At 69.5% G+C, this 13068-nt stretch carries 13 protein-coding genes; 6 read left to right on the top strand and 7 right to left on the bottom strand.

The window, feature by feature from the left end:
* Window positions 1-16 precede the first annotated feature (16 nt).
* Genes AC1HIL_RS01815 through AC1HIL_RS01800 form a run of 4 tightly spaced genes read left to right on the top strand, consistent with a single transcriptional unit; the run spans window position 17 to window position 4627 of the window.
* Window positions 17-1402, top strand: a complete 1386-nt coding sequence (locus AC1HIL_RS01815) for an MFS transporter (RefSeq protein WP_479671019.1) — start codon at window positions 17-19, stop codon at window positions 1400-1402.
* Complete coding sequence (locus tag AC1HIL_RS01810; protein ID WP_479671018.1) at window positions 1399-2604, top strand: CaiB/BaiF CoA transferase family protein; 1206 nt, start codon at window positions 1399-1401, stop codon at window positions 2602-2604. The genes AC1HIL_RS01815 and AC1HIL_RS01810 overlap by 4 nt, the downstream gene beginning before the upstream one ends.
* The gene (locus AC1HIL_RS01805; protein ID WP_479671017.1) at window positions 2601-3608 is read left to right on the top strand and encodes a hydroxymethylglutaryl-CoA lyase; all 1008 of its coding nucleotides are present in this window, start codon (window positions 2601-2603) and stop codon (window positions 3606-3608) included. Before AC1HIL_RS01810 ends, AC1HIL_RS01805 begins: the two co-directional genes overlap by 4 nt.
* 50 nt (window positions 3609-3658) lie before the next feature.
* Complete coding sequence (locus AC1HIL_RS01800; protein ID WP_479671016.1) at window positions 3659-4627, top strand: Bug family tripartite tricarboxylate transporter substrate binding protein; 969 nt, start codon at window positions 3659-3661, stop codon at window positions 4625-4627.
* 64 nt (window positions 4628-4691) lie between these two features.
* Here AC1HIL_RS01800 and AC1HIL_RS01795 read toward each other — a convergent pair whose 3' ends face one another.
* From AC1HIL_RS01795 to AC1HIL_RS01785, 3 genes are all read right to left on the bottom strand, one after another.
* Window positions 4692-6638, bottom strand: coding sequence for a TRAP transporter large permease (locus tag AC1HIL_RS01795; RefSeq protein ID WP_479671015.1), 1947 nt, complete (start codon window positions 6636-6638; stop codon window positions 4692-4694).
* Entirely contained in the window at window positions 6635-7264 is a 630-nt protein-coding gene (locus AC1HIL_RS01790; RefSeq protein ID WP_479671014.1) for a TRAP transporter small permease subunit, read from the bottom strand. Before AC1HIL_RS01790 ends, AC1HIL_RS01795 begins: the two co-directional genes overlap by 4 nt.
* Window positions 7265-7389: 125 nt before the next feature.
* Entirely contained in the window at window positions 7390-8505 is a 1116-nt protein-coding gene (locus AC1HIL_RS01785) for a TRAP transporter substrate-binding protein (protein WP_479671013.1), read from the bottom strand.
* Between the two features lie 226 nt (window positions 8506-8731).
* Between AC1HIL_RS01785 and AC1HIL_RS01780 the strand changes: the two genes are divergently transcribed.
* Entirely contained in the window at window positions 8732-9142 is a 411-nt protein-coding gene (locus AC1HIL_RS01780) for a rhodanese-like domain-containing protein (protein WP_479672463.1), read from the top strand.
* A 4-nt stretch (window positions 9143-9146) separates the two neighbouring features.
* Here the strand turns inward: AC1HIL_RS01780 and AC1HIL_RS01775 are convergent, their stop codons facing one another.
* The 3 genes from AC1HIL_RS01775 to lysM form a co-directional block, all read right to left on the bottom strand.
* Window positions 9147-9593, bottom strand: coding sequence for a DNA-binding protein (locus AC1HIL_RS01775; protein WP_479671012.1), 447 nt, complete (start codon window positions 9591-9593; stop codon window positions 9147-9149).
* Window positions 9541-10170: a nucleotidyltransferase domain-containing protein gene (locus AC1HIL_RS01770; RefSeq protein WP_261212305.1), complete on the bottom strand. Its 630-nt coding sequence runs from the start codon at window positions 10168-10170 to the stop codon at window positions 9541-9543. Before AC1HIL_RS01770 ends, AC1HIL_RS01775 begins: the two co-directional genes overlap by 53 nt.
* 106 nt (window positions 10171-10276) lie before the next feature.
* Window positions 10277-10741 carry a peptidoglycan-binding protein LysM gene (lysM, locus tag AC1HIL_RS01765; RefSeq protein ID WP_057592562.1) on the bottom strand — a complete coding sequence of 155 codons (465 nt, stop codon included), beginning with the start codon at window positions 10739-10741 and terminating at the stop codon, window positions 10277-10279.
* A 135-nt stretch (window positions 10742-10876) separates the two neighbouring features.
* Between lysM and AC1HIL_RS01760 the strand changes: the two genes are divergently transcribed.
* A complete protein-coding gene (locus AC1HIL_RS01760; RefSeq protein WP_057592596.1) occupies window positions 10877-11659 on the top strand; it encodes a type III pantothenate kinase in 783 nt (260 codons plus the stop codon).
* A 134-nt stretch (window positions 11660-11793) separates the two neighbouring features.
* On the opposite strand, the gene AC1HIL_RS01755 is transcribed toward AC1HIL_RS01760, so the two are convergent.
* A complete protein-coding gene (locus AC1HIL_RS01755; RefSeq protein ID WP_479671011.1) occupies window positions 11794-13059 on the bottom strand; it encodes a DUF445 domain-containing protein in 1266 nt (421 codons plus the stop codon).
* Window positions 13060-13068: the final 9 nt, after the last annotated feature.

Raw genomic sequence — 13068 nt, 5'->3', positions numbered from 1 at the left:
GCAGACAAAGGCTCCCATGGCTACCCCCACCTCCCTCCTCGACGACGACGGCGCCATCGTGCGCAAGGTCGCGTGGCGAATCATGCCGCTCATCATGGTGTGCTATCTCTTCGCCTTCTTCGACCGCATCAACATCAGCTTCGCCAAGTTCGCGCTGCAGAGCGACCTGGGCCTGAGCGACACCGCCTACGGCTTCGGCGCCGGGCTGTTCGTGGTCGGCTACGTGCTGTTCGAGGTGCCGAGCAACCTGATGCTCTACAAGGTCGGCGCGCGGCGCTGGATCGCGCGCATCATGGTCTCGTGGGGGGTGGCCACCGCGCTCATGATGTTCGTGCAGACCGAGTGGCAGTTCTATGCGCTGCGCTTCGTGATCGGCGCGATGGAAGCGGGCTTCGCGCCCGGCGTGCTGTTCTACCTCACGCTGTGGTTCCCCGCCGCGCATCGCGGCCGCATCACCTCGATGCTGTTCCTGGCCTCGGCCTTCGCGGGCCTGTTCGGCGCGCCGGCCGCGGGCCTGGTGCTCGCGCACTTCGACGGCCTGCTCGGCATGGCGGGCTGGCACTGGCTGTTCCTGGTCGGCGGGCTGCCGTGCATCGTGCTCGGCCTGCTGGTGTTCGTGCGGCTCGACGACCGCATCGAAGACGCGCGCTGGCTCACGCCCGGCGAGCGCACGCGCCTGTCGCAGCGCATCGCCGAGCAGGGCGGCGCGGCCGGCGCCCACGGCTCGCTGCTCGACGCGCTGAAGACGCCGGGCTTCCTCATGCTCGGGCTGATCTATTTCCTGATCCAGGTCGCGTCCTATGGCCTCAACTTCTGGGCTCCGCACCTGATCCGCGCCTCGGGCAGCACCGATCCCACGGCGATCGGCCTGCTGACGGCCGTGCCCTACCTGTGCGGCGCGATCGCGATGGTGGTGGTCGGGCGGCTGTCGGACCGCAGCGGCGAGCGCCGCCGCTTCGTGATCGCGCTGCTGCTGCTCGCGGCCATCGGCTTCTTCGCGGCCGGCCTGTTCGACCACCACACCGACCTGCTGGTGCTCGCGCTGGCCGTGATGGGCGCGGGCGTGATCGCCTCGATCCCGGCCTTCTGGGCGCTGCCGCCCAAGCTGGTGAGCGGCGCCGCCGCGGCCGGCGGCATCGCGCTGATCAACACGCTGGGCCAGCTCGGCGGCATCGTGAGCCCGGTGATGGTGGGCCGCATCAAGGACCTGAGCGGCAGCACCACGCCCGCGCTCTACGTCATCGGCGCGCTGGCGCTGCTGTGCGCGGCGCTGCTGGCCTTCGCGCTGCCCGAATCGCTGCGCCGGCGCGAGCCGCGTCCATCGGCCGCTTCACGTTCCCCCGCGAGCGGCGCGCTGCATGCGTCCGCCGTCGCCTTCGCCGAGAAAGCCTCCAAGCCATGAACCTTCCCCTGAGTCCCGGCGCGCTGCAAGGCCTGCGCGTCATCGAGATGGGCCAGCTGATCGCCGGCCCCTTCGCCGGCAAGACGCTCGGCGAATTCGGCGCCGACGTGATCAAGATCGAGCCGCCCGGCAGCGGCGACCCGCTGCGCAACTGGCGCTTGCTGCAGGACGGCACTTCGGTCTGGTGGCAGGTGCAGTCGCGCAACAAGCGCTCGCTGGCGCTCGACCTGCGCAGCGAGGAGGGCCAGCAGATCGCGCGCCGGCTGATCGCCGAGGCCGACGTGCTGATCGAGAACTTCCGCCCCGGCACGCTCGAGGGCTGGGGCATGGGCTACGAGGTGCTGCGCGAGCGCAACCCGGGCCTGGTGATGCTGCGCATCTCGGGCTACGGCCAGACCGGCCCCTACCGCGACCTGCCGGGCTTCGGCGCCATCGGCGAGGCCATGGGCGGGCTGCGCCACCTCACGGGCGAACCGGGCCGGGTGCCGGTGCGCTGCGGCATCTCGATCGGCGACACGCTGGCCGCGCTGCACGGCACCATCGGCGTGCTGACCGCGCTCTACCACCGCAAGGTCAACGGCGGCCAGGGCCAGGTCATCGACGTGGCGCTCAACGAGGCGGTGTTCAACGTGATGGAGAGCCTGGTGCCCGAGTACAGCGCCTTCGGCGCGGTGCGCGAGGCCGCGGGCAGCGCGCTGCCGGGCATCGCGCCCTCGAACGCCTACCGCTGCGCCGACGGCTACGTGCTGATCGCGGGCAACGGCGACAGCATCTTCCGCCGGCTCATGCAGAGCATCGGCCGCGACGACCTCGGCGCCGATTCCGCGCTCGCGAACAACGCGGGCCGCGTGGCGCGCGTGGCCGAGATCGACCAGGCGATCGAGGCCTGGACGCTGCCGCAGTCGGTGGCGACGGTGCTCGAGGTCCTCGGCGCGGCGCGCGTGCCCGCGGGCAAGGTCTACACCGCGAAGGACATCGCCGGGGACCCGCACTACCGCGCGCGCGAGATGCTGCTGCGCCAGTCCACGCGCGACGGCCACGAGATCGAGGTGCCCGGCGTGGTGCCCAAGCTCATGGGCACGCCGGGCACGGTGCGCTCCTCGGCGCCGCGGCTGGGCGACGACACCGACGCGGTGCTCGGCGAGATCGGATTCACATTGGAAGACATCGCCGCGCTGCGCGGCAGGAAGGTGGTTGCATGAACGACGCGGTCTGGAACGGAAGAACATTCGATGGCGATCGCCGCGTGCGGATGTGCGAGGTGGGCCTGCGCGACGGCCTGCAGGTCGAGGCGGCCTTCGTGCCGACCGAGGACAAGATCGCGCTGTGCAACGCGCTCTCGCGCGCCGGCATGGCGAAGATCGAGGTCTCGGCCTTCGTCTCGCCGCAGGCCATTCCCGCGCTGCGCGACGCCGAGGTGGTGCTGCGCGAGATCGAGCGCGTGGACGGCGTGGCCTACACCGCACTGGTGCCCAACGTGCGCGGCGCCGAGCGCGCGATCGATGCGCGCGTGGACGAGATGAACCTCGTGATGTCGGCCAGCGAGAGCCACAACCTCGCCAACCTGCGCATGATGCGCGAGCAGTCGTTCCGCGCGCTGGCCGAGGTGGCGGCGCTCGCGCGCCAGGCCGGCGTGGCGGTCAATGTCTCGCTGTCGTGCAGCTTCGGCTGTCCGATCGAGGGCGACGTGCCCGAGGCCGGCGTGCTCGGCTGGTGCGAGCGCTTCGTCGAGGAGCTCGGCGCCGGCGGCGTCACGCTGTGCGACACCACGGGCATGGCCTGGCCCGGCCAGGTGCACGGGCTCGCGCGCGCCTTCCTGCAGCGCTGGCCCGGCACCGAGCTCACGCTGCACTTCCACAACACGCGCGGCATGGGGCTGGCCAACGTGCTGGCCGGCATCGACGCCGGCGCGCGCCGCTTCGATGCCTCGATCGGCGGCATCGGCGGCTGCCCCTATGCGCCGGGCGCCACCGGCAACGTCTGCAGCGAGGAGATCGTGCATGCGCTCGAGCTCTCGGGCTGGGAGACCGGCGTCGACCTCGCGCGCGTGATCGATGCCGCGCGCCGGCTGCCGGCGCTGATCGGCCACGACATCCCGAGCCAGATCGTCAAGGCCGGCCGCCGGCTCGACCTGCATGCGCCGCCCGCGGACTTCGAGGCCACGCGCGAACGCGCGCTGGCGCGCGAGGCCGCGCGCGCGCACTGAGACCGCTTCGCTTCCCTTCCCTTTCATCCACAAGACCAGGAGACATTCGCATGCAACCCCTTCGCTTCATCGCCGCGCTGGCCGCGGCCGCGCTGCTCGCCGGCCCGGCCATGGCCCAGACCTATCCCTCCAAGCCGATCACGATGCTGGTGCCCACGGCCGCCGGCGGCACCACCGACATCGCGGGGCGCATGCTCGCCGACCCGCTGGGCAAGGCGCTGGGCCAGCCGGTGGTGGTCGACAACCGCGGCGGCGCCAGCGGCGTGATCGCGGCGGTGGCGGTCAAGCGCGCCGAGGCCGACGGCCACACGCTGCTGATGCAGTACTCGGGCTACCACGTGATCTCGCCCCACGTCACGAAGCAGAAGGCGCAGTGGGTGCCCGAGGACTTCCGCGCCGTGGCCAACGTGCTGAGCGCGCCGCAGGTGGTGGTGGTGCGCGAGGGCCTGCCGGTGAAGACCATGGCCGAGCTGATCGCCTATGCCAAGGCCAACCCGGGCAAGCTGACCTATGCCTCCTCGGGCCCGGGTTCGCTGCAGCACGTGACCGGCGCCATGCTCGAGCAGCAGGCCGGCATCCAGCTCACGCACATCCCCTACAAGGGCACCGGCCCGGCGCTGCAGGACCTGCTGGGCGCGCAGGTCGACATGACCTTCGGCACGCCGCCGCCGTTCATGCCCTTCATCCAGTCGGGCAAGCTGCGCGCGGTGGCCGTCACCGGCAAGGCGCGCGTGGCCTCGCTGCCCAACGTGCCGACCGCGGCCGAGGTCGGGCTGCCGAACCTCGACGCGACCTCGTGGTTCGCGGTGTTCGCGCCCGCGAAGACGCCGCAGCCCGTGATCGACAAGCTCAGCGCCGAGATCGCCAAGGTGGTGGCCACGCCGGCCTTCCAGCAGAAGGCCGCCGAGCTCGGCGCCACGGCCGACTACATGAATCCGCAGAAGCTCGCCGACTACAGCAAGGCCGAGTACCTGCGCTGGGGCAAGGTGGTCGAGTCCGCGAAGATCGAAGGCGAGTGAGACCGCGCGCATGGCGGCGGCCGGTGGTCGGCCGCCGCCATGCGTTTCCCCTCCGCCGTCGTTTTCACTTGTAGAGCAGCTGCGGCAGCCACAGGCCGATCTGCGGCCACATGTAGAGCAGGAAGATCGCGAGGATCTGGATGCCCATGAAGGGCAGCATGCCGAGGAAGATCTGGTTCAGCGTGACATGCGGCGGGCTCACGCCCTTGAGGTAGAAGGCCGCCATCGCCACTGGCGGCGACAGGAAGGCGGTCTGCAGGTTCAGCGCCACCAGCAGGCCGAAGAACAGCGGATCGACGCCGAAGTTGTCGAGCAGCGGGATGAAGATCGGCATGAAGATCACGATGATCTCGGTCCACTCGAGCGGCCAGCCGAGCAGGAAGATGATCACCTGGCTCAGCAGCAGGAACTGCACCTTCGTGAGGTTCATGCTCAGCACCCATTCCTCGACCAGCGCCTGGCCGCCGAGCAGCGCGAAGGCGGCCGAGAAGATGGCCGAGCCCACGAACAGCCAGCACACCATCGCCGAGGTCTTGGCGGTGAGGAACACCGACTCCTTGAGCACCGCGAGGTTGAGCCGCCGGTAGGCGGCCGCCAGCAGCATGCCGCCGAGCGCGCCCATGGCCGCGGCCTCGGTGGGCGTGGCCAGGCCCAGCACGATCGAGCCCAGCACCGAGAGGATCAGCAGCACCAGCGGGAAGAAGGAGGCCAGCAGCATCTTGAAGATCTCGAGCCGCGCGAAGCTCAGGAACAGGTAGAACAGCGCCGTGAGCGCGCCCAGCACCGAGAAGGTCGCGACCCACCAGGTGGGCGGCGGCTTGGTGGTGGCACCGGCCGGCGCGGTCTGCGCGGTCTCGGCGGCGGGCGCGGGCGCTGCCGGTGGTGCTTCGGCGCCCGGCGGTTCGGCGACGGCGCCGGCCGCGGGCTCCTCGCCCGGCGGTTCCTGCAGTCCGCCTTCGCTCGGCGGCTCCTGCAGGCCACCTTCGGCGGGAGGTTCCTGCAAGCCGCTCGAGCTGGCGCCGCTGCTGCTGCTTCGAGATGCACCGATCTCTTCGATCTCGTAGCGCGCCTCGGCCTCGACCGTGGTCACGGCCTTGTAACTGCCCAGCGCCAGCAGCGCGTAGACGACGGCGGGCAGCGCCACGATGCCGAGCTGCCTGAGCACGTGCGAGAGCGGCACCTCGGCATTGCGCTTGCCCTTGAGCAGGCCCAGCAGCGCATGCGCCGACGGGCTGGCGGCGATCCGCTGCGTCAGCGGCGGCAGCGGCACCACGCGCTCGGCGGCCGACAGCGGCGGTGCCCACTGCGGCTTGAGCTTCGCGATCAGGATCACGTAGAGCACGTAGAGGCCGGCCAGCATCAGGCCCGGGAAGAAGGCGCCCGCGTAGAGCTGCACCACCGACACGCCGGCGGTGGCGCCATAGACGATCAGCAGCACCGAGGGCGGTATCAGGATGCCGAGGCAGCCGCCCGCCGTGATCGCGCCCGCGGCCAGCGGCACGCTGTAGCCGCCGCGCAGCATCGCGGGCAGCGCCAAGAGGCCCATCAGCGTGACCACCGCGCCGACGATGCCGGTGGCGGTCGCGAAGATGGTGCAGGTCACGAGCGTGGCGACCGCGAGCGCGCCCGGCAGCCGCGCGAGCGCGAGGTGCAGGCTCTTGAACAGCGACTCGATCAGGTTGGCGCGCTCGACCAGGTAGCCCATGAAGACGAACAGCGGCACGGCGATCAGCACGTCGTTGGCCATGGTCTTGTAGGCCGACTGCACCATCAGGTCGAGCGTGCGGTGCCAGTCGCGCTCGTAGGCCAGGAAGGTGAAGAGCATGCCCATGCCCATCAGCGTGAAGGCGGTGGGGAAGCCCAGCATGATCGCCACCACCACGAGCGACAGCATCAAGAGGCCCAGGTGGCCGTTGGTGATGGTCTCGGCGCTCAGCAGCATGGCGGCGCCGGCGATCACGATCAGCGCCATGAAGGTGAGGCCGAACCAGAGTTCGCGGCGGATCTTCATCGCGCGCCCTCCCGTGCCTCGTTGGCGACCACCACGCGGTCGAGCGCGGCGATGTCGGCGTCCTTCACGTGCACCATCTCCTTGAGCTTCTCGACGTTGACCTCCTCGACGTCCTGCTCGCGCGAGGGCCAGGCGCCGTCGCGGATGCACTGCACGCAGCGGATGATCTCGACGATGCCCTGCAGGAGCAGCGTGAAGCCCGCGAGCGGGATGATGAACTTGAACGGGTACAGCGGCAGCGGCTCGGCCGAGAAGGTCTGCTCGCGGATCGCGAGCGCCTCGCTCGCGTAGATCCAGCCGGCCCAGGTCAGCGCGACGATGCCGGGCAGGAAGAAGACGATGTAGAGCACCAGGTCGACCAGCGCCTGCGTGCGCGGCATGAAGAAGCCGTAGAGCACGTCGCCGCGCACGTGGCCGTTCTTCGAGAGCGTGTAGGCCCCGGCGGTCATGAACATGGCGCCGTAGAGCATGATCTGCGCGTCGAGCACCCAGGCATGCGGCCGGTTGAGCACGTAGCGCGAGAACACCTCCCAGCTGATCAGCAGCGTGAGCAGCAGGGCACACCAGGCGAAAGTCTTGCCGATCCACGTCGAGAACCGGTCGACCGCCAACAGGAAGGATTGCATCGGGACGAACTCCTCGCCGGGCGCGGCGCGCGTCGTGCGCGGCCCGCGCCGGGCGAAATCGGGAATGAGAAGAGGGCACCCGCCTCGGGGTGCCCTCGCGTTCTTTCTCTGGCCGGAAGACCCGCTCAGGTCTTCTTCGCCTGCCGTCCGAAGTAGTGGTTGTAGGCCATCTTGAAATCGACCGAGTAGTCGTTCTGCCACTGGCCGGCGCGCTCGGCGAAGGCGCGCTGCGAGTCGAGCACCTTCTTGAACAGCGGGTTCTCGGCCGATTTCTTCGCGATGGTCTTGTCCCACGAGGCGAGCTGCGCGCGCAGCACCGAGTCGGGCGTCTTGTAGAACTTGATGCCGCTCTTCTTGAGTTCCTCGTAGTCCTTGGAATTGCGGTCGATCGCCTTCCAGCTCATGTCGGCGCTCGCGGCCTGGGTCGCGTACTCGATCACGGCCTTGAGCTCGGGCGGCAGCGCGCGCAGCTTGGGGCCGTTCCACAGCACCTCGAACTGCTCGCCGCACTGGTGGAAGCTCTGCAGCATGCAGTTCTTGGCCACGTCGGGGAAGCCCAGCACGCGGTCGCTCGAGGCGTTGTTGAACTCGGCCGCGTCGATCAGGCCGCGGTCGAGCGCGGGCACGATCTCGCCGCCGGGCAGCGGGTTCACGGCCGCGCCCATGTCGGTGAACACGTCGACCGCGAGGCCCACGGTGCGGAACTTCAGGCCCTTCATGTCCTCGGCCTTGGCCACCGGCTTCTTGAACCAGCCCAGCGGCTGCGTCGGCATCGGGCCGTAGAGGTACGAGGCCACGTCGAGGTTGAGGCTCTTGTAGATCTCGTCCATCAGCGCCTTGCCGCCGCCGTAGGTGTGCCAGGCCAGGATCATGTTGGCGTCCATGCCGTAGCCCGGGCCCGAACCCCAGAGCGCGAGCGCGGAGTTCTTGCCGTACCAGTAGGCGACCACGCCATGGCCGCCGTCGAGCGTGCCCTTGGCGACGGCGTCGAGCAGCTGGAAGGCCGGCACCACCGAGCCCGCGGGCAGCACCTCGATCTTGAGGCGGCTGCCGGCCATGTCGTTGACCTTCTTGGCGTAGTCCTGCGCGTACTCGTGGAAGATGTCCTTGGCCGGCCAGGTGCTCTGGAAGCGCAGGGTGGTGGTCTGGGCCATGGCGACCATCGGCGCCGACATGGCGCCTGCGGCCACCGCGGCGCCCTTGAGCAGGCTGCGACGGCGGGTCGGTTTGCTGTCTGTCATGTTGTCTCTCTCCATAGGTCTGACTGGGGAAATCCCAGGCCGCCGTCTTGGAGTTATGGTTGACAGGCCCAAGCCGCCATCTTTGGCGCGCAGCAAAACACGACAAACAGGGTTTTCACGAACCGGTGAAAAATTCCACCATCCGGCGGCCACCGGGACCGGTAAAGATGGCCGCCGCTTCGTGGGAACCCTCTTGCCATCGAACGAATTGGAAGGAATGCAGAAGATGACCGAACCCGTGGGTGAAAAAGGCTATGCCGGCGACGTGACGCCCGAACAGGCGGCGCAATGGATGGCCAGCGGCGAGGCCGTGCTGGTCGACGTGCGCACCGACGCCGAGCGCGAGTGGGTCGGCTTCGTGCCGGGCGCGGTGCCGCTGGCGTGGAAGCAGTGGCCGGGGATGGCGCTGAACCCGGGCTTCGACGAAGGCGTGCGAACCGCGGCCGAGGGTGGGAAGAAGCTGGTGCTGCTGTGCCGCAGCGGCGTGCGTTCGATCGCGGCGGCGAAGCGGGCGACTGAATTGGGGGTGGAGGCTTACAACATCCTCGAGGGGTTCGAGGGGAATCCCGATGAGAGCGGGCACCGGGGGCAGGTCGGTGGGTGGCGCAAGCGGGGGCTGTCCTGGAAGCAGAACTGAGCTGCTAAGGGGACAGCAGATCGGGCCGATGGGCGCGTAGCCAACCCTCGGCACCGGCCAGCAATCGCGCGGCCTGTTCGATGCAGGCCTGCAGCGCGGCGCTGGAGATCGGATCGCCCTCGTAGTCGCTCACGTTGCGTTGCCGGCGCAGCGCATCGAGCACGATGATGTCCGGTTGCGCCACGCCGATCGTCAGCCCCAGGCTCTGGATGGCCGTCTGGTGATGGCCCGGTTGGCTGGTGGCCGTGCGGTAGCCATTGGCCCACAGGCCCAGGATCGCGCATTGCATGATGCACTTGTAGGCCGCATCGAAGCGGTTGTCGGTGCTGACCTGTGCGACATGCGCGTCGGCCAGGTTGCGACGCGCCGCCTGAAGCAGCTTGGCGATGCCCGCGGCGTCAGACTGATGGACCTGCAGCCGCCCGATCGCCTGCAAGTTCTGCAAGCTCATCCGCTCCTCCCTTCACGAGCAGTTTGGGTTTGGCGAGTATGTCGCGTGCGAAGGCATCGCCGGCGCGTGCGCGCCGTGCAAATTCCTCGGTTGTGTAGAGCACCGTGTTCACTTCGCGGCCCAGCGTCGCGTGCAGGGGGAACACCGCCTGCGCGAGCGTCATGAAGTCGACGCTGCCCAGCACGAGCAGGTCCACGTCGCTGCCCGGAGACGGCGTGCCGCGCGCGATCGAGCCGAACACCAGCGCGAACCGGATCTGCGCATCCAGCGGTGCCAGCGCTTCGCGCACGGCAGGCACCACGCCATGTGTCTTGCGAAACATCGCCGCGAGGTCCTCGAACAGGGGATGGCGGGTGTCGGCGTTGTAGCGCACCTGGTTGCCTTGTTCGCTGCGCTTGAGCAGGCCGGTGCGCGCCAGCTTGTCCACCTCGCGCGCGAGCGTGCCCGCATGGCTGTCGGTCAGGCGCGCCAGTTCGCGCAGATGGAATGCGGACTGCGGCTGCAGCAGCAGCACCGCCAGCACGCGCTGCCGCGCGGCGGGGAACAGCAGGTCCATCAAGGAAGAATCGTTGCTCATTGGGCGACGATTGTTGCTATTGAGGCGACATTCGGCAAGTCGTCGAGCCCAAGTAAAAAGGCCCGCGGGCAAGCCGCAGGCCTTTTCCTGTACGAGTCGCGAAAGATCAGTTCAACGGCGGAATCCGCAGCTTCTGCCCCGGATAGATCTTGTCCGGATGCGACAGCATCGGCTTGTTGGCCTCGAAGATCGCGTTGTACTTGTTGGCGTCGCCGTAGTACTTCTTGGAGATGGCCGACAGCGTGTCGCCCTTGACCACGTCGTGGTACTGCGCGGGTGGTGCGGCGGGGGCGACCAGGTTGTTCTCCACGCTCGTCACGTTGGCCACGTTGCCGGCCGCGAGCGAGGCTTTCTCGCTGGCTTCCTGCGAGGGCGCATTGCCCGCGAGCGTCACGATGCCGGTGCTCGCGACATAGGTCACGACGAGGTTCGTGAGGCCGAGGTTCTGCGTCTCGATGTAGGTCTTGATGGCGGCCGCGGCCTTGTCGTTGGCATCGGGTTCGGCCGCCTGGGCCGACGAGCCGCCGAACAGCTTCTCGCCCGCTTCCTTGATGAAACTCAGCAATCCCATGGTTCTCTCCTTGATCGGGTGGTCGATGGAATCCGCGAATGTAGCGGCGCGCCATGGGCGCCCCGCGTAGTCCCCGACCGCGATCGACAACACCGCGACAGCAGGAATAGTCACAAAGTCGCAATAATGCCGCGCATGTCCGCAGCCACCGCTCCCTTCCTCGCGATCGACATCGGCAACACGCGCCTCAAGTGGGCGCTCTACGATGCGGCTCGCCCCGGCGCCGCCCTGCTGGCGCAGGGTGCCGAGTTCCTCGATCACATCGAGCGGCTCGCCGACGGCCCCTGGGCCGATCTTCCATCGCCGTCGAGCATGCTCGGCTGCGTCGTGGCCGGCGACGCACTGCGCCGCCGTGCCGAGGAGCAGGTGGTCGAGCGCTTCGACTGCACGCCACGCTGGGTCATGCCCAGCCTCGCCGAGGCCGGCATCGTCAACGGCTACGACCATCCCACGCGCCTCGGCGCCGACCGCTGGGTCGCCATGATCGGCGCGCGCCACCGCATGCTGGGCGAAGGCGCGCCGCGGCCGATGGTGGTGGTGCTGATCGGCACCGCCGTCACCGTCGAGGCCGTCGATGCCGACGGCAAGTTCCTCGGCGGCCTGATCCTGCCGGGCCACGGCATCATGCTGCGCGCGCTCGAGTCGGGCACCGCGGGCCTGCACGTGCCCACCGGCGAGGTGCGCGAATTCCCCACCAACACCAGCGACGCGCTGACCAGCGGCGGCACCTACGCCATCGCCGGCGCGGTCGAGCGCATGGTGCAGCACGTGCGCTCGCACTGCGGCGCCGAGCCGGCCTGCTACATGACCGGCGGCGCGGGCTGGAAGATGGCGCCCGTGATGAACGGCCACTTCGAGCTGGTCGAGAGCCTGATCATGGACGGGCTGCTGGTGATCGCGCAGCAGCGCGCCGGCTGAGAAGGTGTGAATGAACCTGCTGCGCGCCCCGATCTCGTATCTGCGGTCCTCGCCGTACGTCAGTACGGCTCCGGTCCTCGACGCGACCTCGGGGCGCTCGCGACGGTTCCTTCACACCTTCTGAGGCTCGCCGCTCAGGCGCGCAGCAGCTGCGTCGCCGCGTGGATGAGCAGCCCCACGAGCCCGCCCACCAGCGTGCCGTTGACGCGGATGAACTGCAGGTCGCGCCCGATGTTGCGCTCGAGCTCGGCCGTCATCTCCTCGGTGTTCCACTGCGCCACGCGTTCCACGATGTAGCGCCGGATGTCCTCGCGGTAGCGCTCGATCGCGAGCGGCGCCGCGGCCTCGATCTGCTCGTTGATCCAGCGCCGGATCGCCTCGTCGCCTTGCAGCCGCTGGCCGAGCGCGGCGGCCATCGACGCGATGCGCCGGCGGATCGTCGAATCGCCGCGGCCGAGGTCCTCGTGCAGCCAGGCCAGCAGCTCGCCCCACAGCCCGTGCAGGTAGTCGCCCAGCGCCGGGTGCGCGATCAGCTCGGCGCGGATGCGCTCGCCGCGCGCATGGAACTCGGGGTCGTGCTGCAGCCGCACGATGAAGTCGTCGACGAAATGATCGAAGCGCCGCCGCATGGGGTGTTCGGGCTCGGCCGCGAGCTCGGCGATGGTGTGGGCCACGGCCGCCACGATCTTGCGCGTGGCCAGGCGCGCCGCCACCTGGTCGAGGCCCACGAAGCGCAGCGTCTTGATCTCGCGCGCGATCGCCTCCGTGATGTGCGCCTGCACCTCCTCGCCGTCGAGCACGCCCGCGATCTGTTCGAGCACCCCGTCGAGCAGCGCCTGGTGGCGCCCGCCCGCGGTCAGCGCGCCCAGCGTCTGGCCCATGAGCTGCGACAGGTCGATCTTCTCGAGCCCGGCGGCCGCGGCCTTGCCGATGAAGTCGCGCACGCGCGCGTCGTCGAAGGCCGAGAGCCCGTAGCGCGTGGCCGCCACGCCCCATTCGCCGAGCCGCTCGCCACTGGCCGGCCGCGCGAGCCATTCGGCCATGCGGCCGGCCGGATCGAACTCGCGCAGCTTCGCGAGCACCTGCGCGGTGCTCAGGAAGTTGTTGCAGATGAAGCCCGCGAGCTTGGCGCCGATGCGGTCCTTGTTGCTCGGGATGATCGCGGTGTGCGGGATCGGCAGCCCCAGCGGATGGCGGAACAGCGCCACCACCGCGAACCAGTCGGCGATGGCGCCGACCATCGCGGCCTCGGCGAAGGCCGCGAGGTAGCCGAACACCGGATGCCGGTCGTGCAGCACCGTGGCGACCGCATAGAGCGCCGCGGCTGCGCACAGCAGGCCCAGCGCCACGCGCTTCATGCGCCGCAGCGCGTCGTCGCTCTCGGCCGCCGGGGTCGTCAACGAGCGCCT

It is taken from the genome of Variovorax sp. ISS6 (assembly GCF_056523145.1).
This window is presented reverse-complemented; position numbering and strand designations above follow the sequence as displayed.

Bases quoted from the DNA above. Each gene is read 5' to 3' on its own strand.
- AC1HIL_RS01815 (WP_479671019.1), top strand. From the start codon at position 17: ATGGCTACCCCCACCTCCCTCCTCGACGACGACGGCGCCATCGTGCGC.
- AC1HIL_RS01810 (WP_479671018.1), top strand. From the start codon at position 1,399: ATGAACCTTCCCCTGAGTCCCGGCGCGCTGCAAGGCCTGCGCGTCATC.
- AC1HIL_RS01805 (WP_479671017.1), top strand. From the start codon at position 2,601: ATGAACGACGCGGTCTGGAACGGAAGAACATTCGATGGCGATCGCCGC.
- AC1HIL_RS01800 (WP_479671016.1), top strand. From the start codon at position 3,659: ATGCAACCCCTTCGCTTCATCGCCGCGCTGGCCGCGGCCGCGCTGCTC.
- AC1HIL_RS01795 (WP_479671015.1), bottom strand. From the start codon at position 6,638: ATGAAGATCCGCCGCGAACTCTGGTTCGGCCTCACCTTCATGGCGCTG.
- AC1HIL_RS01790 (WP_479671014.1), bottom strand. From the start codon at position 7,264: ATGCAATCCTTCCTGTTGGCGGTCGACCGGTTCTCGACGTGGATCGGC.
- AC1HIL_RS01785 (WP_479671013.1), bottom strand. From the start codon at position 8,505: ATGACAGACAGCAAACCGACCCGCCGTCGCAGCCTGCTCAAGGGCGCC.
- AC1HIL_RS01780 (WP_479672463.1), top strand. From the start codon at position 8,732: ATGACCGAACCCGTGGGTGAAAAAGGCTATGCCGGCGACGTGACGCCC.
- AC1HIL_RS01775 (WP_479671012.1), bottom strand. From the start codon at position 9,593: ATGAGCTTGCAGAACTTGCAGGCGATCGGGCGGCTGCAGGTCCATCAG.
- AC1HIL_RS01770 (WP_261212305.1), bottom strand. From the start codon at position 10,170: ATGAGCAACGATTCTTCCTTGATGGACCTGCTGTTCCCCGCCGCGCGG.
- lysM (WP_057592562.1), bottom strand. From the start codon at position 10,741: ATGGGATTGCTGAGTTTCATCAAGGAAGCGGGCGAGAAGCTGTTCGGC.
- AC1HIL_RS01760 (WP_057592596.1), top strand. From the start codon at position 10,877: ATGTCCGCAGCCACCGCTCCCTTCCTCGCGATCGACATCGGCAACACG.